This window comes from Paenibacillus sp. UMB7766-LJ446 (assembly GCF_030226665.1).
Taxonomy (GTDB): domain Bacteria; phylum Bacillota; class Bacilli; order Paenibacillales; family Paenibacillaceae; genus Paenibacillus; species Paenibacillus vandeheii.
Map to the genome: position 1 here is coordinate 353,254 of NZ_JASOYM010000003.1, position 18,938 is coordinate 372,191.

General features: G+C 49.2%; 16 protein-coding genes. 4 read left to right on the forward strand and 12 right to left on the reverse strand.

Annotated features, from left to right (window positions below; all coding sequences use genetic code 11):
• Positions 1-86 precede the first annotated feature (86 nt).
• From nikE to QP794_RS09695, 10 genes are all read right to left on the reverse strand, one after another.
• Positions 87-887, reverse strand: coding sequence for a nickel import ATP-binding protein NikE (gene nikE / locus QP794_RS09650; protein WP_285075990.1), 801 nt, complete (start codon positions 885-887; stop codon positions 87-89).
• A gap of 109 nt (positions 888-996) precedes the next feature.
• Complete coding sequence (gene nikD, locus QP794_RS09655) at positions 997-1,800, reverse strand: nickel import ATP-binding protein NikD (RefSeq protein WP_285076477.1); 804 nt, start codon at positions 1,798-1,800, stop codon at positions 997-999.
• A gap of 39 nt (positions 1,801-1,839) precedes the next feature.
• Positions 1,840-2,670, reverse strand: coding sequence for a nickel ABC transporter permease subunit NikC (nikC, locus tag QP794_RS09660; RefSeq protein WP_079348000.1), 831 nt, complete (start codon positions 2,668-2,670; stop codon positions 1,840-1,842).
• Complete coding sequence (gene nikB, locus QP794_RS09665; protein WP_079348002.1) at positions 2,667-3,611, reverse strand: nickel ABC transporter permease subunit NikB; 945 nt, start codon at positions 3,609-3,611, stop codon at positions 2,667-2,669. Before nikB ends, nikC begins: the two co-directional genes overlap by 4 nt.
• A 69-nt stretch (positions 3,612-3,680) precedes the next feature.
• Positions 3,681-5,318: a nickel ABC transporter substrate-binding protein gene (gene nikA, locus QP794_RS09670; RefSeq protein WP_285075991.1), complete on the reverse strand. Its 1,638-nt coding sequence runs from the start codon at positions 5,316-5,318 to the stop codon at positions 3,681-3,683.
• A gap of 227 nt (positions 5,319-5,545) precedes the next feature.
• A complete protein-coding gene (locus QP794_RS09675) occupies positions 5,546-6,487 on the reverse strand; it encodes a glycoside hydrolase family 113 (protein WP_285076479.1) in 942 nt (313 codons plus the stop codon).
• A gap of 236 nt (positions 6,488-6,723) precedes the next feature.
• The gene (locus QP794_RS09680; RefSeq protein ID WP_285075992.1) at positions 6,724-7,761 is read right to left on the reverse strand and encodes a glycoside hydrolase family 130 protein; all 1,038 of its coding nucleotides are present in this window, start codon (positions 7,759-7,761) and stop codon (positions 6,724-6,726) included.
• A 23-nt stretch (positions 7,762-7,784) separates the two neighbouring features.
• On the reverse strand, positions 7,785-8,624 hold the full coding sequence (locus QP794_RS09685; RefSeq protein ID WP_379437339.1) for a carbohydrate ABC transporter permease: 840 nt from the start codon (positions 8,622-8,624) through the stop codon (positions 7,785-7,787).
• Positions 8,621-9,508: a carbohydrate ABC transporter permease gene (locus tag QP794_RS09690; protein WP_285075993.1), complete on the reverse strand. Its 888-nt coding sequence runs from the start codon at positions 9,506-9,508 to the stop codon at positions 8,621-8,623. Before QP794_RS09690 ends, QP794_RS09685 begins: the two co-directional genes overlap by 4 nt.
• A gap of 141 nt (positions 9,509-9,649) precedes the next feature.
• Complete coding sequence (locus tag QP794_RS09695; protein WP_094938747.1) at positions 9,650-10,963, reverse strand: extracellular solute-binding protein; 1,314 nt, start codon at positions 10,961-10,963, stop codon at positions 9,650-9,652.
• Between the two features lie 223 nt (positions 10,964-11,186).
• Between QP794_RS09695 and QP794_RS09700 the strand changes: the two genes are divergently transcribed.
• The 3 genes from QP794_RS09700 to QP794_RS09710 all read left to right on the forward strand — a co-directional run bounded on the left by QP794_RS09700 (position 11,187) and on the right by QP794_RS09710 (position 14,772).
• A complete protein-coding gene (locus tag QP794_RS09700; protein ID WP_285075997.1) occupies positions 11,187-12,368 on the forward strand; it encodes an AGE family epimerase/isomerase in 1,182 nt (393 codons plus the stop codon).
• A gap of 2 nt (positions 12,369-12,370) precedes the next feature.
• Positions 12,371-13,555 carry a glycoside hydrolase family 130 protein gene (locus QP794_RS09705; RefSeq protein WP_285075998.1) on the forward strand — a complete coding sequence of 395 codons (1,185 nt, stop codon included), beginning with the start codon at positions 12,371-12,373 and terminating at the stop codon, positions 13,553-13,555.
• Between the two features lie 203 nt (positions 13,556-13,758).
• Positions 13,759-14,772 (forward strand): LacI family DNA-binding transcriptional regulator, encoded by a 1,014-nt coding sequence (locus QP794_RS09710; RefSeq protein WP_285076000.1) that lies wholly within the window; start codon positions 13,759-13,761, stop codon positions 14,770-14,772.
• 151 nt (positions 14,773-14,923) lie between these two features.
• On the opposite strand, the gene QP794_RS09715 is transcribed toward QP794_RS09710, so the two are convergent.
• Both QP794_RS09715 and QP794_RS09720 read right to left on the reverse strand, forming a co-directional pair.
• The gene (locus tag QP794_RS09715; protein WP_285076002.1) at positions 14,924-16,351 is read right to left on the reverse strand and encodes a pectate lyase family protein; all 1,428 of its coding nucleotides are present in this window, start codon (positions 16,349-16,351) and stop codon (positions 14,924-14,926) included.
• 246 nt (positions 16,352-16,597) lie between these two features.
• Entirely contained in the window at positions 16,598-17,113 is a 516-nt protein-coding gene (locus QP794_RS09720; RefSeq protein WP_079348022.1) for a DUF2179 domain-containing protein, read from the reverse strand.
• 340 nt (positions 17,114-17,453) lie between these two features.
• Between QP794_RS09720 and QP794_RS09725 the strand changes: the two genes are divergently transcribed.
• Positions 17,454-18,737, forward strand: coding sequence for a Leu/Phe/Val dehydrogenase (locus tag QP794_RS09725; RefSeq protein ID WP_285076004.1), 1,284 nt, complete (start codon positions 17,454-17,456; stop codon positions 18,735-18,737).
• The last annotated feature ends 201 nt before the right edge of the window (positions 18,738-18,938 follow it).

Consider the following 18,938-nt stretch of genomic DNA (forward strand, 5'->3'; position numbering starts at 1 on the left):
CAAAAAATAAGGTTGCACCCGCGTGCAACCTTATCATATATTCATCTGTTCAACAGCAACTTATTCTAAGCTGACCAAAACATTATTTAGCTATACACGAGGCGTCCAGACGGATGCTCGGGCAAGATGGACGAAACCAACTGCTGTACAGCCGGATGCTGGGACTGAAGAATCGATTCCTTTTCGTCTCCACAAAACACCAGTCGCCCCTGATCCATCACCGCCACCCTGTCACATATCGTCATCGCCGCTCGAATGTCATGTGTGATAAACAGGTAGGACAACCCATAGGAAGCGCGCAGCTCTGCCAGCAGCGATAAAATTTGAGTCTGATGCACCATATCCAGGCTGCTGACCGACTCGTCCAGGACAATCAGCTTGGGCTTGAGAGCAATCGCTCTCGCAATGTTAACACGTTGCAGCTGTCCACCACTGAACTGATGTGGGAGCTTGCTGCTGTCCTCAGGTGCAAGCCCCACCTGTTCAAGCAGCTGACTAATCTTCCGCTGCTGTTCCTTCGTTGACATTCGCTCATAATTATCCAACGGCTCGCCAATAATTTGCGCTGCCGTCATCAGCGGATTCACAGCAGAATAGCAATCCTGAAACACGACTTGCAGGTCACGTCTCAGACTCTTGAGGGCACGCTTGCTTGATTGATAAATATCCTGCCCCTGGAACAACACCCGCCCTTGTCGGGGTCTCTCCAGACCCAGTATAATTTTGCCCAGCGTACTTTTGCCCGCACCGCTTGTACCCAGCAGACCCAGGCAAACTCCCTGCTCGATCATGAGTGAAATATCCGCCACTACTGGAGCCGGTGTACCCGAGCGATCCAGCCAGTTACGTCGGCCATAGCTATGGCTTACTTCACATACTTGAAGCACAGGTCATCATCCTCTCACATTCCTTGGCCTTACACCGCTTTGTCCCTTACCCATACTTCTCGGAGTCTGCACACACTCCATACCGTTGCAGCCCGTAGATAATACCTCATCAGCCCAAAGCCAGCCTCGGCCGGGCATGAAGCAGCATTCGTGTATATTCATGCCGGGGATGATCGAAGAGCTGGTGAATATCTGCCTGCTCCACGATTCGTCCCTTCTGCATGACAGCCACTTCATCCGCCATCTGCGAGATAACGCCCAGATCATGCGAGATAAGTAAAATAGACGTCCCGTGTTCCGAACGAAGCCGGTCGAGCTCTTGCAGCACTCGACTCTGATTCACGACATCCAGCGCTGTAGTAGGCTCATCGGCAATAACCAGGGCCGGTCGCAAACACATGGAGATGGCAATCATGACCCGTTGCAGCATGCCTCCGCTGAGTTGGAACGGATAACGCTTCATTAGCTTGGCAGGCTCCGGTAAATTCATATCGGCCATTGCTGAAATCGCCTGTTCCCGGGCCTGTTTCTTGTTCATCCCTGTATGTGTACGCAAGGTTTCAATGAACTGCGAACCTACCGTATGTACCGGTGTAAAAGCATTCATCGGATTCTGCATAATGAATCCAATTTCCTTGCCCCGGATGCGGCGCATCTCCTCACGGGGCAACGAACCAAGCTCCCGCCCATGTAGACGTATGCTGCCGGATACTTCCATGCTGCGCGGGTCAAGCATCTGTAGCAATGCATTACAAGTGATGGTTTTGCCACTGCCACTCTCGCCGACCAGACCAAACACACAGCCTTTTCTCAATTCAAAATCAATCGGAGCAAGCAGCGAGACCGGACCATCCCCGGTTTTAAGCTTTACTTGCAGACCACGAACCTCAAGCACCTTGTCTGTATCCACCATACTCACGTTCACCCCCGTAAGGCTGCCAGCCCATTTCAACTAACGTTTTGCAATGCCATATCGCTCGGACAATGCTTCACCCAGAATATTGAACGTCATAACCACCAGCAAAATCAACACGCCCGGATAAATCATCAGCTCTGGATGACTTCGGATGTAACCCGTTCCCTCATGAATCATCGCGCCCCATTCCGCATTGGGAGGCTGTATACCAAGCCCCAGAAAGGAAAGCGCGGATATGTCCATAATCGCCCAACCCATCTCCAGTGTGCCCATCACAACGATGGGGCGCTGTACGTTCGGGATGATATGTTTACGGATAATCTTCCAGGAGGATGACCCGCTAATGCGCGCAGCGGTGATGAAGTTCCGCTCCTTCAGACTCACGACCATATTCCGGCATATCCGGGCATAATACACCCACTGCACCATCATCAGAGCGAGCAGAACCTGCATCAATCCAGGGCCAAAAATACCAACGATACCCAGCACCAATACCAGATTCGGAAATGCCATAATCCCTTCACAGAGACGCATGAGCATACTGTCAACCCAGCCGCCAACATACCCGGAGACAGAGCCTACAATCACACCAATAATTAGAGAGGAGAGGAAAATAAGAGTAGCAAAACCAAGTGACACTCTCGCTCCATAGATTAGTCGGGATAGGGTATCCCGGCCCAGGTGGTCCGTTCCCAGCCAATGCTCCACAGATGGACTCTTGAGCTTTTGCAACAGATTCACCTTGACCGGATCATGTGGAGCAATCCACGGGGCCAGGAGCGTCACCACGAAGAACAGCAAAATAATAATCGAGCAGACCAGGATGGCTCTCTGCCCTTTGAACACTGTACGCCATTTGTTTATCAATGCTCTGCCCGTCCTTTCGCTGAAATTCGTGGGTCCATAGCCAACTGCACCAGATCAACGAGCAAATTACATACGATGAACAGGCATGCCGCAAGAAAGACGTAACATTGGATAACCGGAATATCCCGGTTAAATATCGCATCGACAAAGTAACGTCCGAACCCGGGCCAGGAAAATACCTGCTCCACAATAATGGTTCCTGTGAGCAGCTTGCCCATACTCATCCCCATTCCCGTAATAAGGGGGGATATCGCGATTTTCAGGACATGCTTCAGCATAATCACCCGTTCCCGTATCCCGCGTGTTCTCGCGTACTGTACATATGTCTCCTGTAATTGCTCCAGTACGCTGGAACGTAATAACCGAGTATATAAGGCAATCAGAATTAAGGAGAGTGTTACTGTAGGCAGCACCAGATTCTCCCACGATCCGCGTCCTTCCACAGGCAGCCAGTCCAGCTTCACCGAGAAAAAAAAGATAAGCAGATAACCGAGCCAAAATTGCGGGATGGACGCCCCAAAATAGGAAATCCCCCGGCTGACCATATCAATCCAGCTATTTTTGTACACCGCCGCCAGTATTCCCAGGGGAATGCTCACCAGTGCGGAAAACAATATGCTCCACAAGGCCAATTCAGCCGTCGCGGGGAGCTTTGATTTCACTTCATCAATGACAGGTTTGTTTGTGAGATACGAAGTACCAAAATCCATCCTGGAAATCTTCCCAAGCGTATCGATATATTGAGTAAACAGTGGTCGATCCAGACCAAATTCATGACGTTTCTGCTCCAGCAGCTCCGGTGTTGGATAGATGTGTGCCGCAGTCAGATAAGCCTCTGCCGGATCAACCGGTGAAATATGAATAAGCGCAAACGTAACAAGCGTAGCGACAAAAACGATAGGAATGATCGCGATCATCCGTTTACCAATATAGCTGATCACTAAAACGTTCCTCCCTTTTTTTATCAAGCTACATCGTCTGCCTGTATAAAATCATATTGATGTGTTTATTTATTGTTTTCCCACTTCAATGCCCGGAAACGGATTTTCATCACGATTGGCCGGGAAAACAAAGTTGGTAATACTCTTCTGATATACTGCCGTTTTCTTGATATAGGAGATCGGGACAATCGCCGATTGCTCCTGAAGTGTTGTCAGGATCGCACTATACAGCTCCTGGCGCTTTGTCTCGTCTGTCGAGGACAGAGCGGCGTGTACCTGCTCGTCCAGTTCCTTTTTCATGGGCAGCGCACTCAGCGTCTCGGAGATTCCAAATCCAGGACTAGCCACAACATTAATAAAGGAATGTGGATCATACGGAGCTCCGTAATTATACCAGAAGTACAGGTCGAAGTCGTTGGCCTTCAAACGCTTGATCTGCACAGTCAGCTCAAGCCCGGTAAGGTTCACTTTGACCCCCAGCTCGCTCCATTCCGCCTGAATGGTCTCCGCCATCGCTTTTTGAATCGGGTCTGTTTTATCAAAAATCATCTCGAATTCAAGCTGCTGACCATCCTTCTCACGCACTGAATTCCCCGCAGACTGCTTCCAGCCCGCTTCATCCAGCAAAGCTTTGGCCTGCTCCACGTCATATTCGACCGGTTTCAGGTCCACATTGGTGTAAGGATAGTTTTTGGACAACACAGTATCCGCCGGTTCTTCCAGACCGGAAGTAATCCCTTCGACCATTGCTTTTTTGTTGAATCCTTGCTGAAGCGCCATCCGCACTCTCACATCAGACAACTTTGGATTTGAAGAATTCAGCAGCAGATCGCGAGTTCCCACCGGCTCAGACAATTGAGTCACATATTCGTCATTGTCGCGAAGCTGTTGGAATGCATCCAAACTGATGACACCTTCACCGTAGATCAAGTCGAGATCCCCTTTTTCAAAGGCAAGCACACGGGTTTCTGCATCAGGAATAATTTTGACCGTGACCTGATCGATCTTCGGTGCAGTTCCCCAGTAATTCGGATTACGCTTAAAGACGGCATATTCATCCTGTTTGTATTCAGCCAGCATCCATGGGCCAGTACCCACCGGCTCCTTGATGCCTTTGGACGTATCGCCATCATCGGGGAATCCGGCCTCTCCCAGGAAGCGGAACGGACGGACAACAGACAAGTCCTGAAGCACAGGGTAGTAAGGCTCTGTGAGAGTCATGCGGAAGGTATGGTCGTCCAGCACCTCCGTCTTATCCAGCACACTCACAACGCCCAGCCAGCTGTGTGTTTCTTTATTTTTCATGACAGCATCAAAGTTCTTCTTCACAATCTCCGCATTAAAAGGCGTGCCATCAGAGAATGTAACGTTCTGACGAAGCTTGAAGGTATACACTTTACCGTCCTCAGAGATGGTCCATGATTCAGCCAGTGCAGGCTCGAGCTTCCCATCCTTCTGATAACTGATCAGCGGCTCATAGATCATGGATTGGGCAAAAAGTTGTGAAGGATTATATGTGTGCGGATTCATCGTACCGATATCACGCGGCCAAGACATTGTAATGGACTTGCTTGAGGATGCTTGATCCGAGGCAGACGATGAGGAGGCCTTCTTGTTTTCTGTATTGCTGCAGCCCACCATAACCAGCAGCAGCAATAATGCGGTTGCCAGCAGGAAGGCAGACGATTTTCGATGTGATGCAAACATGGATGTGGAACCCCTTTTCTCTATATTATATTTGATAATGATTCTCATACTCATCTATTAAGAATAGGCAGGAGCTTACTTTTTGTCAATATAATTCGACAGTTCGACAGTCAACTTTAACACCTGGTGGTGAATACTAAAAAAGATACCCTTCCTATTATAAGAAAGAAGAGTACCTTTTCAATGGAATTTTATTTATCGATTCTTGAAACACCTTGTCAGTCAGTTTAAACTTCCACCGCAATGCCTTCATAGAAACGGCGAATGATTTTCTCCGCTGGTTTACCATAAACGCCGTATCCATCGTCGCTCAGGGCATCCTGCTCCTGATGCAGATGGGCACTCCAGTCCCACAGACCAAAGCCACGTACCCACTCCCGCTGACTGGCATGACGGAACATGGCTTCATAGAACTGCTCCTGTTCGTCCACGTTCACTTCACCTTCCAAGCCCCAGTCGTTCGGTACCTGCGCCGATCCGCTGCGGCTAGGGCAACCCGCTTCCGCGAAGAAGAAAGGTTTGCCGTAGGGTGCAATGACCTGTTCAATCCGATCCAGCTGCGCTTCCCAGTCTCCGATGGGATAGTACCCGCTTGACGAGATGACGTCCACGGCATCCCACCATTTCACATGCCCTTCCTGGTACTTGTCGGTGTTGTACGATACGAGCCCCGTGTACACTTCACGTACTCCCGCAATCACTTCACGCCATTCCTGATCCCGGCGCTCAGACTGCACCATCTCACAGCCTACAATAAACATCTCGCAATTCTCGCGCTCTGCAATGGCTGCATAGTGCTTCTGAAACGTGGTATAACTGCGGAACCAGTCTTTCCATTTCGGCTCACACGGTACATCGATATCAAAGAAGTTAATGTGTGCACGCCATGTGCCATCGGCGCAATTGACAGTCGGTTTCAGAATGACCCGCAGTCCGAGCGTACGGGCGTAGCGTATCATGTCCACCAATTCATCATCTTCCACCATATGTTCACCCTCATATTTGACCTCTACCGCCTGCGGATGATCCTGCTGCGCCGCCAGCGCAAAAATAACATGCGAACTGCCTGTGCGTTTAGCCATCAGACGCAAGGATTCTTTCGCTTCCAGCTTGCGGAAGTCTCCCCTGCCGCTCATCCAGCCAAATGTAAATCCCTTGATGTATTCCATATGCATTGTTCCGCAATGCTCCTTTTTCACTTAATGTAAAATGAATGACCGAATGTTACACGTCCAACTACGATTGCAGTACCATCTTCCGATCGCCGTTATCCCCAGATTTTTTTGATTCCCTGATGAAAGGGAAAATCCGAGGATAAATGCGAACACTTCGTTTCTTCAGATCGGTTCTGCACTCTCCGTTTTTGTGTAAATTTCAGCTTTATTTAAAATTGTTTCACTTCAATTTATAGCTTTCCTTCCTCACGGTCTCCGGCGATAACTTCGTCGGTCTCAATGATGTAGTTCACGATCTCTTCGACGGTTGTATACGCCACACCAACATAGGTGTCGGCTGCTCCATAATAGATGGCGATCCGTCCTGTCTCCGCATCATGCAATGTGGCACAAGGGAAGATGACATTGTCCACAAAGCCTTGCTCCTCATACCATTTTTCCGGTGTCAGCACGAAGTTGGAGGAACGATATTTTACTTTTGATGGCTCATCCAGATCCAGAATGACCGCACCCATACTATAAACAAAACCATTGCACGTACCGGTTACACCGTGGTAGAACATCAGCCAGCCTTCGGACGTTTCAATCGGAGCAGGACCACCGCCAATTTTGACCGATTGCCACCAGCCTTGACCACCTTTGCTCATGACATGACGGTGTTTGCCCCAATACACAAGATCCGGGCTTTCACTGAGGAAAATGTCTCCGAACGGTGTATGTCCGCTGTCGCTTGGTCTGGATAACATCACATAATTGTCATTGATTTTACGCGGAAACAACACGCCATTGCGGTTAAACGGCAGCATTGGGTTTTCGAGACGCACAAACGTTTTGAAATCATCGGTTTTCGCCAAGCCCAGAGCAGCACCATAGAAATCGGTACACCAGATGATATAATACGTATCATCCACTTTTACCAGACGTGGGTCATATGCATAATTCGGCATGAAAGGATCGCCATTCTCATCCACAAAGGCAATACGTTCCTCTTCGATATTCCACTTCAAACCATCCTCACTCGATCCCATATGAAGGTGCGGACGTCCGTTAATCGTTTCGGCACGGAATACCCCGATGAATTTCCCTTCATAAGGAACGACTGCACTGTTGAAAATACGGGCAACTCCCTTGACCGGGTTACGCGGCACGACTGGATTGGCTGAGTGTCTCCAGACCGGTCCGTCTGTTCCCTCCGGTTTATCCTCCCAAGGTATATTCAGCAATGCATCCCCAACAATGTGTACGTGTTTCGTATCGACAACTGTCATCGTTTCATTTCTCCCTTCGTTTATTATTTAACGGAGCCTTGTGCGAAGCCGTTGTAAATGTACTTCTGTAACAGCAGGAAGATGATCATCGTTGGAATGATGGCGATCATAATCCCTGCGCTGATAACCTCCCACTGTGATCCGAACGGTCCCTTGAATTTGAAAAGGGCCGTGGATATGACCTGCAAGTCTGTCTTGGGCATGTACAGGAACGGCGTGTAGAAGTCGTTGTAGATGTTGACGCCCTTCACGATAATGACCGTTACAATCGCCGGTTTCAGCAGTGGCAGAATGATTCTCCAATAGATCGTGAAGTAGGAGGCACCGTCCAACATGGCGGATTCATCCAGTGCGTTGGAGATGGAGCCCAGAAATTGCAGGAAAATATACACCGCAATGATATCTGTGCCCAGGTACATTACAATGGCTGCCCAGCGGGTGTTGAACAGGTCAAGTGCGTTGATGATCTGGAAGGTAGCAACCTGCGTTGTCACACTCGGAATCAGAGTAGCAAGCAGGAATGCTGCGACCATGATTTTTTTGCCCTTAAATTTGAAACGATCCAGCACATACGCAATCATGGAACCCGTCAGGGTGGCGCCCACGATGGAGATGATCAGGATGATAATTGTATTTTTGAAACCGACCAGCATGTTGCCGTCCACAAAAGCCTTCGTATAGTTCGCAAAGTTCAGCCAGTTGGCAGGTGGGGCAAGCGGACTGCTGGTCGCATATTCGGCATTGGTTTTGAGCGATGCAAACAGCACCACAACGATGGGTACCAACGCAATGAACGCGGCGAGAATGAGTGAAGCATATTTAAATATGCTCGCAAGGGTGTATTTGAATTGGTGCACGTTCATTCCTCCCCTTTTATGGTGACACGCTGAACCAGCGTAACAAGAATGACAATAAACAGCAGCACAACAGCCATCGCTGACGCCAAGCCCAGCTTGCCGTACTTGAATGCCAAGTGAACGGTCTGAATGACAAATGTCTCACTGCCGTTGGAACCATCGGTCATAATATATGGAATATCGAACGCACTGATTGCGCCGCTAATCGCCAAAATCAGGTTGAGCTGCAGGATGCGCGTAATACTCGGCAGAATGATATGCCGGAACTGCTGCCAGCGATTGGCCCCGTCAATATCCGACGCTTCATACACATCCTTCTGAATGGAAGAGATTGCACCCAGGAAGATGATGAAGTTAAAGCCCATGTACCTCCATACCGACGCGCCTGCGAGCGACACATTAATAATGTTCGGATTCCCCAGCCAAAGCTGAGTGTATTGTCCAAGCCCTACAGCCTGCATGAGTGTATCGAGGGTACCATCCGGTTTAAAGAAAAAGAGGAAGATAAATCCGATGGCTACGCCATTCAGCAGATAAGGGAAGAACAATATGCCTTTGAAAAAGTTTTTCCCTCGGATTTTGAAGCTCAGAATCGTTGCAAAGTAGAGGGCCAGACCCATTTGTACGAAGGTAGCCACAAAATAATACAAACTGACAATAAACACTTTAAAATACTCAGGGTCACTGAATATCCGCGTGTAGTTCTCAAACCCAACATAATCGAACCTTTTGCTGTATCCGTTCCAATCCGTGAAGCTGTATTTGAACATGTTAATGACCGGTAAATAAGCAAACGTGAACAGCAGTGCCAGCGGAATGATTGAGAAGGCACAGATAATAAATATACGTTGCGCTGAATAGCCCCAATTCGAAATCTTTAAGTATTTCACGCTCTCCACACCTCCAAGCGGTTCTACCGCTTTTATATCAAAAGAAGACTCCCATCCAGTATGCGGTACTTCGCTGCATGTCAACGGTGGTCGGCCATATACATCGCGCTTTTATTGGCCGACTCATCCGCCGCAACTGGCTTATTTTGCGAGTTCTGCCCGAGCTTTCACCCATTTGTCATTCAGGTCCTTCATGATGTCGTCATACGATTCGCTGCGGTTACCGATGCCTGCTTCGATAATGCGTTTCTTAAAGTCAGGCTGCCAGAGACCGATCTCGCCTTCGTTGTCGATTTTGTCAACCAGACCTTCCTGTCCTTCTTTGGCTGGAGTCAGTGTGGAGAATTGAACATCTTTGTACTGGTCCAGAATGGGTGGCAATTCAGCATTTTTGTCTGCGCTCATGCCTCCACCTTGCTCAACCGCGTAGTTCGATTTGGCCAGGAACCAGTCAATCCAGGCTTTTGCAGCAGGTTTGTTCTCGCTGTTTACGTTCATGCCAATGTTATAGTCTGCCGCCAGCGGAACGACCACATCACTTGCATTCGTAGGGAATGGTAAAAATCCGATGTTATCCGGTGTATCCGTCAAACCTTGAATTTGTGTAATTGCCCATGATCCTAGTGCCATCGTTGCAATTTTGCCATTCGCCAGATCCGCCTTGGAGCTTTCCCAGTCGGTTGTCGTTGGATCTTTCTCGATCAAGCCATTTTTGGCTGCATCATAAAGCACTTTGTACAATTCGTAGTGCGGCTTGCCAGCCACAAAGTTCTCATCCGTGTTCGGTTGATCAATGTTAACGTAGTCGACACTGCCTGCAACCGTCGGCAGATCCGCTTCCCATTGTGTCAAAGCCCAGCCGGATGCATAGTTGGTGTACAGTGGAACCGCATCTGTATTATCTTTGACCAACTGAAGCGCAGCCTGGAATTGCTCGGGTGTTTTCGGAACTTCCGCAATGCCAGCATCTTTGAATACCTGTTTGTTATAAATGATACCGGAGAACGTAATAACCGTTGGAATGCCATATACCTGACCTTCCACCATACGTTCCTCAATGCCTGTGTACTTATCTTTCAGCTCATCGTACGTGCCCAGCGGTTCAAAAAAATCCGGAATGTCCGCAATTGGTACGCTAGTGGGGATCATCAGCACATCGCCGTAATCCTTGGTGCTCATACGGATCTTCACTTGTCCCTCATAGTCGGCCAGTGCCTGAAAGTTTACTTTGACATCCGGGTATTCCTTATTGAATTCCGCGGCATAGTCTTTGAACACGGTATCCACAATATCTGTACGCTGCGTCAGGACGGTAATTTCACCCTTGATGTCCGCCGGATCTGTGCTAATTTCCTCTCCTGCCTGTGAAGAGCCACCGCCGGAAGAGCAAGCTGCGAGCAGAGAAGTAATGAGTAGCATGGTAAGCAGCAGTATCCAACCTTTGTTTTTTCTCAATTGATTCTACCCCTTTTCTAAGTTAATTTAAGTTATCGTTAAGGTTACAAAATGAATTTTATTATGGTAACGCTTACCTGTCAATTAAATTATTTATTGCTTAACAAAAAGTTTTTCTTTGATGACTCGTTGACAATGCTATTATCCGACACTAATATTATTTAATAAAGTTAACGATAACTTAAATTGATTCAAATCCTGTACTTTGAAGGAGCCCTAACTTATGACTTACACCCATGACATCAAAACGGAAGTAAAGGAACACTGGGAAGCACATATATTGCCATTCTGGTCTGCCCTCAAAGATCATAACAACGGCGGCTTCTATGGCCGGGTCGGGAATGATCTTCAAGTTGATCGCCTCGCTCCCAAAGGCGGAATTGCTACAGCCCGACAATTATGGTCTTTTGCAGCCGCCTACCGGGTAACCGGGAATGAAGTTTGGCGCGATCACGCCGAACATGCCTACCGTTTTCTTGCGGATCATGTACTGGATGCCGAGCACGGAGGCTTGTACTGGATGGTGGATGCCAAAGGGGAACCGCTGGACACAAGTAAACATGTGTATACGCAATCCTTTGGGGTGTATTCACTAAGCGAGTATTATCGCGCAACCGGGGATGAATCTGCTTTGGAACTTGCGAAAACGCTTTTTGCGCTGATTGAGGATCAAGGCCTGAATGCCGAATTACCTGCATATAAGGAACAATTCGACCGCTTCTGGAATGAACAGCCCAATGAGATGCTGAGCGAAAATGGCGTGATTGCGGATTACACGATGAATACGCATATTCATGTGCTGGAGGCCTACACCACGCTTTACCGCGTATGGCCTGATCCGCAGGTGAAAGCGGCGCTGGAGCGCCTGCTTGGGATTTTGTATGAACGAGTGTATGACAAAGACACGAAGTTTCTCGGGGTATTTTTCGACAAACAGTGGAATTCCATTATCGATCTGCGCTCATTCGGACATGACATTGAAGCCAGCTGGCTGATTGACGAAACATTGAAAGTATTGGGTCTGGATCAACACCCGGAGTATTCCGCAATGGTTACGGATATTGCCTATAACATTTCCCATGTGGCCGTGAATACAGATGGTTCGCTGTTGAATGAACAAGAGGGTGACCTTGTAGATGAGACGCGCATTTGGTGGGTTCAGGCCGAGGCGATGGTCGGCTTCTACAACGCCTATCAGCGTACAGGTGATCCGTTGTTTCTGGAGAGAGTGGAACGCCTGTGGACGTATACGAAGGAACATATTATCGATCACCGTGCTGGCGGGGAATGGTACTGGTCAGTAGACGGGAACGGCATACCGGATCAAAGTGAAATCGCCGGACCGTGGAAATGCCCGTATCACAATAGCCGATTCTGCATTGAACTAATTGAGAGGATGGGATAACGATGATACACCCCAAATACAATGAATTATTGGAGCAACAGGAGCAGCTGCTTACGCGTCAAAATGAAATTGATCCCACCTTCTTCAACGGCGTATACGATCGGTACCGTTATCCGGTAATCACACGCCATCATGTGCCGCTGCACTGGAGATTTGATCTGGACGAAACGACAAATCCCCACTTCATGGAGCGTCTGGGCATTAACGCTACGCTTAATCCGGGGGCCATCTATTTCAACGGTAAATATGTGATGGTCATCCGAACCGAGGGCTTGGACCGCAAATCTATCTTTGCCCTGGCTGAGAGTGATAACGGCATCGACGGATTCCGCTTCACGGGCAAACCATTAGTATGGGAAGATATCGATGCCGACGAGACCAACCAGTATGATATGCGATTGGTACAGCACGAGGATGGCTGGATCTACGGTATCTACTGTTCAGAACGTAAAGACCCGGAAGCTCCGGCTTTTGATACATCCAGTGCCGTAGCCCAGGCCGGACTTGTCCGGACGCGTGATCTGGTCAGCTGGGAGCGTCTGCCCAACATCACGACCAACTCCCCTCAACAGCGGAATGTTGTATTGCACCCGGAATTCGTGGATGGCAAATATGCGTTCTACACACGTCCACAAGATGGATTCATCTCCACTGGAAGCGGTGGCGGGATCGCTTTTGGTCTGTGCGATGATATTATGAATCCAGTTATTGATGAAGAAACCATTATCGATGAACGCAAATATCATACGGTATACGAGGTGAAAAATGGCCAGGGTCCTGCTCCGCTCAAAACGGATCGCGGCTGGATTCACATTGCCCACGGAGTACGCAACACTGCAGCTGGCCTGCGTTATGTGCTGTACACGTTCGCCACGGATCTGAATGATCCGGCACGCATCATCGCCAAGCCGGGCGGGCACTTCATTGCTCCTTATGACGACGAGCGCGTAGGTGATGTGTCCAATGTTATTTTTTGCAATGGTGCAGTAGTCAACGAACAGGGTGAGGTCTTCATCTATTACGCGTCCAGTGATACCCGCTGTCATGTAGCCACTACAACGCTTGATAAACTGGTCGATTATACCTTTAATACCCCGGCCGATCCGTATCGTTCCCTGGATTGCGCCAGCCAGCGCGGGGATCTGATTGAGCGGAATGAGAAGCTTCTCCAAAAGCAGATGGCTTAAATCCGAAGAACAGCCTTCAACGGAAAATGCAGCATGCTGAAAAATTAACGGAGCGCTAACCAGAATTTCTTTATTCCATGTGGGTAACGATGTATACTAATATGGATTGTTATTATGATTGAAGGAAGCGCTAACCATAATGACAGCACATTGTACGTAAACCGGCTTGAAGGAGGCGACCAAAGCTGAAGAACAATATCACCATGCGGGATATCGCCGACAAGCTCGGAGTTAGCAGTGTGACGGTCTCGAAAGCATTAAATGATAAAGATGGCGTCAGTGGCGAATTAAAGGAAAAAATCAAAGTGCTTGCCGTTCAGATGGGCTATCGGTATAATGCCGCGGCCCGTTCGATGAAGGAAGGCTTGACTCATAATATTGGCGTTATTATCCCGGAGCGTTTTACCGGACCTACCCAATCGTTCTATGTACGTGTATTCCAGCGCATCACCAAACATCTGGAGGATCAGGGGTACTACGGTATTCTTCATATTCTGAATGTTCAGGACGAAGAGGAATTAACGCTGCCCAAGCTGTACAGTGACAACAAGGTGGATGGTTTCATTGTGCTTGGACAGATCAGTAAAGAATATATCGAGCTGGTCCAGTCGATGGACGTTCCTAAAATGTTTCTCGATTTCTACGATGAGCATTCGGATATCGATTCTGTCGTCACCGATAACTTTTATGCTGCTTATGAGCTGACAAACTTTCTTGTACAACAGGGACACCGCCGTATCGCTTATGTCGGGAATCTCTATTCTACCAGCAGCATTCAGGACCGATTCCTCGGTTATTACAAATCATTGCTGGAACATCGGTTGCCGATGGATCAAAATCTTGTGCTTAATGACCGCGATGAGCGAGGAACGTTTATTGAAATTGATCTGCCCGAGCAGCTGCCAACAGCTTTTGTATGCAACTGCGATCAGGTCGCTCATCTGCTTGTTCAGAAACTGACTTCCCTGGGTATCCAGGTGCCTGCACAATGCTCCGTCGTTGGATTCGATAATGATATCTATGCCACGCTCTCCGAGCCCAAATTAACTACGGTTGAGGTGGATGTGGAACAGATGGCGCGGACCGCGGTTCATTCCATGCTCAAAAAGATTGATAACCCGAGTCGCAGCTTCGGTCGCGTACACGTGAAGGGCAACATCATTTATCGTGACTCGGTGAGTGCTGCACCAGCCCTTTCGGAGGAAGCGTCTATTTAAAAAGAAACAGGGTTCCCCTGTTTCTACAAAAAGAGTGCTCCCGGCCATTATGGCTGCAGGAGCACTCTTTGCTTATGAAAAAACGAGGAAGCAGCAGCAGGAATCCTGTAGATCACGGCCACTCGTTTCAACACCCTACTCTTGTTGTAACTTAGTAGCTCGTCTTCAACCAGTTGTCTTTGGACCAGGTTAATTTGCCTGCACCCGCACCACTTGTTCCGGTAAGACGTGCATTCAGCGTCGCTGGATCATCGGTCGTGTAACTGTAAGGAAGGGAAGAGAATCCGTTCCAGGAGAAAGCTTTCACTGCGGCCGGAACCGGGCTAAGCGGACTGCCGGACGTATCACTGTTTCCACGGAATGAGCTTCCATCCAGGGAATACATCGTGTCCGTCACCTGAATTTTACCGGTATATGTAGCATCGGCCGGATCTGTCTGGTTATTGCGGACCGGGAACTGCACGTCTTTGATCACCGACTTTTCGACCAGCACTGCGCCGCTTTCGGTGGAGATCGCTCCATTACCGATAATATCAAAATGATATCCTTTGGATGAAATCGCAGTTGCCATTGCAGAGGTAATTCTGGATTTGGCTGCACGTGCTCCGGTCGCATCCATCACGATATTGTAGGCGTGTGCATTTCCTCCGCGCAGACGCGGCATCCGATCCTGAATATCCTTGTACAGGTTATGGTGCAGGGTCATGGACAGATTCGCGTTAGCTGATTCGAAGCTGGTCGAACCAACCAGATGGCCTTTTTTCTGAGGAGACGAAATGGCAATGATATCGGCTTTGCTGAGCCCAACAGCGCTGCTGCGCAGGTAGTTGTACATGGGATAGGAAGCCCTATTCGCTTCCAACTCGTTAATCTGCTGGGTGACCCAGCTGTTTGAGCTGCCGTCATCTCCTTTGAAGAGGGACCAGGAGATGGTCACACCGCTGGTTCCTTTTTTCGAGTCGACAAGCCCATCATAGGCTTTATTGAATGTACAGTGGTCAATCCATACGTTATTGTTCTCTTCCAGGGTAATGTAATCCCAGTCGTTTTTGTCATAATCGCCTTTGGTTGATTCATCCCATTCCCATAATTCATCGAATTCAAGGTTGCGGATGATGACGTTGGAGCTGCGTTTGACGCTGAAGGCTGCATGTTTGATCTTGGCCCCATTGGCTGAGAAAATGGTCAGGCCATTGAAGCTGTCGATCGTCAGCTTGCTGACGCCCGTTTGTTTCAGCACCGGGTGAGTCAGTGCATCATTATGCTTGGCAAAAGGCGAGGTCTGAGCAGCGCTCGGAATTTCATTCCATCCCAAGTTCAGGTCGTTCATAATCTCGACGACTTTGACCCCGGAGTTCTTTTTCAGAGCGGCAGCCAGATCCGTTGCATTGTACACCTTCTTATACTTGGACGTATCCGATTCGCTGATGGTGCCTCCACCCGTATTCCCTTGGGAGAAACCTGTAAGATTGTAATCTGCATTGCCAGCTGCCTGTACACTTGTCGGTCCAGACAGGAGGGTAAAACCCAACGTCAGAGCCAGTGCTGCACTGCACCATGTTCGAATCTTGCTTTTCATAAAACCATTCCTCCCTAATGATAATGATTACGCACGTCCATCTCTGCCATCGCATGTCACGAAGGACATGTCCTCAATGTAAATGCTGGAAGCGATTACGACAATAATCCTTATCTCAGGTCGTTTCGTGATCCTGACATCAGCCGATATACAACACCCAATTTAACCTGGAGCATTCCAATTTCAACTTATGTACATGAGAAAAAGCCCCCGAAGGGGCTTACTATTATCTGGAATATTCCTTAATTATCTTTTGATCGAACGTGTCCAGAACCCGCCATGGAACTGTTTGGGTTCGACGGTAATGACAAATGCTTTGGGATCCAGCGCCAGAATCGTCTGATACAGCAGTTTCTGGTTTTTGCGTTTCGCCAAAATCTCCATAACCAGTCGATCTCCGTCACGCCCACTGCCAACCCAGGCGGTAACACCGTAACCTTTATCCCGCAAGGCATTCGCCACATCCCCGCCCATCTGGTTACAAATCACCTTAACGGTAACGTAACCGAGCGCAATCTTCTCTTCAATCCAGGCACCCAGCAGTACCCCTAGCCCATAACCAACGGCATACACAATCAACGCAGAAGGCTGAGTCAGATATTTGAGTACCAAATTCAGGCCAAGTACATAGATTACAATCTCGCCCATACTGATGAGCGCAGCAATATATTTCTGTCCTTTGAGCGTCAAAATCATCCGAAGTGTATACGCGGATACATACACAATCTGGATTAAAAAGATAAATACCAGTATTTTAAACAATCGCCATCCCTCTTTCCTGACTTTCACACCGGAACGGGCTGTTTGTTGTGCGCCTTCATTCCGTTTCCTTTGCACGTCATTTACGCGTCTGTACGTCTACTCTATCTCCATCATTGGACGTTATACGGTCATTTTAAACGGTTGAATAACAATCGGCTGCATTTTCTGCCCACGGGCATGCCGGAACTGCCATTATAGAGCCCTTTCTGCTCATTATCAACCCGGCCTGAGACCCAGGGGCGAAAACCTGCGGGACTGAATATGCTGAGTCATCAGTAATGAGAACGAAATGTTAGGCAGCAGGTTCGGGAAACGACGGCTACTAAAAGGGGGAAATGCCATGCAGTTGTGGCACGAGATGGAACGGGAAGCTATGGAAGAACTCATATTTTGCCATGATCCACGCAGCGGGCTCAAAGCCGTCATTGCCATTCATAGTACGGTACTGGGTCCAGCACTTGGAGGATGTCGCTGCTGGACGTATGCATCGGAAGAGGACGCTGTTCGGGACGCCATCAAACTCGCCAAAGGCATGACCTACAAATCGGCGGTATCCGGCCTGCCATATGGTGGTGGTAAAGCTGTGGTATGGGATGTGCCAACCGAGCTGAGAGGTATAACAGGTGGCAACAGTCCAGGCAGCGAAATCCTCAAGAAAAATAACGAGAAAACCAAGGGGCAAACACACGGGGATCGAGAAGCTGCGGGAATCGAAGCAGAAACGAAAAAAGATATCGGAAACAACATAAATGACGGACCGTTAAATACTTCCGTGATACGTACAAATAGAGATCCGGAACCTTCGGATAGCATCGCCTTGAGCTTACAGGCCTCCAAACGTGCAGCGATTTTCCGTGCGCTTGGTCGTTCTCTGGAAAGACTGAACGGCCGCTATGTCACTGGGCTTGATCTGGGCACTACGGCGGCAGACATGGATCAGATCCGGCTGGAAACGGCCCATGTGACGGATACGACCGGATCGCTTGGCGCAAAGGATGACTTCACAGCCGAGATGACCGCCTATGGGGTGTACACCGGCATTGTGACATCGCTGTGTCACCAGGGCATCGGCGCCTTGCAGGGCATTTCCGTTGCCGTCCAGGGACTGGGCAAGGTCGGGTATGCCCTGTGCCGTTACCTGCATGCAGCCGGGGCACGGCTCATCGTGGCAGACGTTGTACCCGAACGTGTACAACGTGCCCTTGTGCAGTTCAGCGGCGCCATTTCGGCCGATCCGGCCCATATTCACGCCGCTGACTGCAAGGTGTTCGCCCCCTGTGCCCTGGGGGGCGTACTGACCCCGGCAACAGTGGAGGAGCTGCGCTGCTCCATCGTTGCCGGGGCGGCGAACAACCAGCTCAGTGAGCGGGAGCTGGTTGTTCGCCGCATGCAGGCGCGCGGCATACTGTACGCGCCTGACTATGTGCTCAACGCAGGCGGAATCATCAGCACCGCCTGCGAGCTGGAGGGCGCGGGGCCCGACCTGATCCGCCAAAAGGTGGCGGGGATTGCGGGCACGCTATCCAAGGTCTATGCGAGAGCGAAGCAGTCTACCATGTCTACAGCAGATGCAGCCGATCAACTCGCAGAAGCTGTCCTGCAAAGCGGGAAATCCCACGCTTAACATACCGATTGATCAACTAATTGAACACTACACTCCAATGTCTCCAGCGATCCATATTCCTAAATGGAGATTACGGTTACCCTGGCCCTATCATTTTCTCAAGCATTAAGATCCAGCATATCTCGCCCCAGAGAACCTGAAAGAATTTGAAAACCGTAAAAAAGCCACTCCGGTTCAATGACCCGGAGTGGCTTAAAGCAA

What these genes read in the sequence shown, in the direction of transcription:
- nikD (WP_285076477.1), bottom strand. Translation starts at nt 1,800, where the DNA reads ATGGTGGATACAGACAAGGTGCTTGAGGTTCGTGGTCTGCAAGTAAAG.
- nikA (WP_285075991.1), bottom strand. Translation starts at nt 5,318, where the DNA reads ATGTTTGCATCACATCGAAAATCGTCTGCCTTCCTGCTGGCAACCGCA.
- QP794_RS09675 (WP_285076479.1), bottom strand. Translation starts at nt 6,487, where the DNA reads ATGGAATACATCAAGGGATTTACATTTGGCTGGATGAGCGGCAGGGGA.
- QP794_RS09680 (WP_285075992.1), bottom strand. Translation starts at nt 7,761, where the DNA reads ATGACAGTTGTCGATACGAAACACGTACACATTGTTGGGGATGCATTG.
- QP794_RS09685 (WP_379437339.1), bottom strand. Translation starts at nt 8,624, where the DNA reads ATGAACGTGCACCAATTCAAATACACCCTTGCGAGCATATTTAAATAT.
- QP794_RS09700 (WP_285075997.1), top strand. Translation starts at nt 11,187, where the DNA reads ATGACTTACACCCATGACATCAAAACGGAAGTAAAGGAACACTGGGAA.
- QP794_RS09705 (WP_285075998.1), top strand. Translation starts at nt 12,371, where the DNA reads ATGATACACCCCAAATACAATGAATTATTGGAGCAACAGGAGCAGCTG.
- QP794_RS09710 (WP_285076000.1), top strand. Translation starts at nt 13,759, where the DNA reads ATGCGGGATATCGCCGACAAGCTCGGAGTTAGCAGTGTGACGGTCTCG.
- QP794_RS09715 (WP_285076002.1), bottom strand. Translation starts at nt 16,351, where the DNA reads ATGAAAAGCAAGATTCGAACATGGTGCAGTGCAGCACTGGCTCTGACG.
- QP794_RS09725 (WP_285076004.1), top strand. Translation starts at nt 17,454, where the DNA reads ATGCAGTTGTGGCACGAGATGGAACGGGAAGCTATGGAAGAACTCATA.